Annotated in this window: 1 protein-coding gene; it reads right to left on the bottom strand. The window is 47.9% G+C overall.

What is annotated here, in order from left to right; translation table 11 throughout:
• Position 1 precedes the first annotated feature (1 nt).
• A complete protein-coding gene (locus ACQ4M4_RS28705) occupies positions 2 to 1063 on the bottom strand; it encodes an IS4 family transposase (RefSeq protein WP_430687887.1) in 1062 nt (353 codons plus the stop codon).
• Positions 1064 to 1144 lie beyond the last annotated feature (81 nt).

Raw genomic sequence — 1144 nt, 5'->3', positions numbered from 1 at the left:
TCTAAGTACAGGACAAAAATTGTAGAACATCCCGAAAATCATTCATTTTCTGCTCTAAGCTGAGGACAATGTGGCGAAGATAGTCAAAGCCATAACGGAAAATACTCTTGGCTCTACGTCCATGCTTTTTGAGAGTCAACGGCTTGATGCTATGAAGCCATTCACCAGTAAGAATGACCCAGCACAAGGCCAATGAGAGTAACGCCAAAAGCTTGCTCAGTCGCATCCCATCGGTTAGATGAGTTGATTCTAGGCAGAACCCACGGGTTTTGAAGATGCCGAATAATGTTTCAATCGACCAGCGTTTGGCGTAATCGGTGATGGCAGATTGAGGGGCGCTTTGGGTCGCAACCACCAAAAGCGAATTATCCTCTAAGCGCAAAGCTGCAATATAGACCCAGTGTCCCCATAAGCGTCGTTTGTGACGCAAAACCTTGGTTTGCCCCACCGCTAAATCCGCAAACGCAATCGCGACTTTGAGACTGACTCGACCCCGACTGAGTTGATGATTCTCTCGAATGCGAATCCGAAACGGAGTCAGAGGTTCGCTCAGCAGATAAGCGAACCAGTCTTTGCCAACGAACTCTCGGTCAGCCGTCAGACACGTAATTTCCCGTTCCCCAAATCGTTCTAGAAACTGATTGAATAACCGCATGCGTTCATTACTGTTGGAATTTCCTCGCTTATCGAGTAGACACCAGACCAGCGGAAACGCAACACCCTCATGCACGACACCCAACATCAGAATGTTGAAGACGCATTCCCCGAATTGCCACTCGGTTCGGTCTAACGACAACGTCCATGGCTCTGGAATGTCCATGAGCGCAACAACCGTTTGAGCAATTTCGGTGTAATTGAGTTCGTAGGAGCGGAAGAATCGTTGCAATCGTTTGTAGTGGGAATCAATTTGAGCCTTGCCACAAAAGCCTGTCGCCAACTCAGCAAAGTTCACGGTTTTTACTCGCAACAGGGCAATGAGGAAGGCAGCGACAAAGCTCAATCTTGCTCCGTGCCAAGCTAGATGGGGACGCAACGCATCTCGAAGTAGAGTAACCTGATTCATGAGGGTTTCATGGACGAATGTGGTAATTCTCATGAAACCCTCTTCTACTCAAGCTTTGCAAGTTTTTGTCCTGTACTTAGG

Source organism: Leptolyngbya sp. AN02str (genome assembly GCF_050565595.1).
GTDB lineage: Bacteria > Cyanobacteriota > Cyanobacteriia > Elainellales > Elainellaceae > Kaiparowitsia.
The sequence above is the reverse complement of the archived record's forward strand: the minus strand, read 5'-3'. Positions and strand labels throughout refer to the sequence as shown.

Bases quoted from the DNA above. Each gene is read 5' to 3' on its own strand.
- ACQ4M4_RS28705 (WP_430687887.1), bottom strand. From the start codon at position 1,063: ATGAATCAGGTTACTCTACTTCGAGATGCGTTGCGTCCCCATCTAGCT.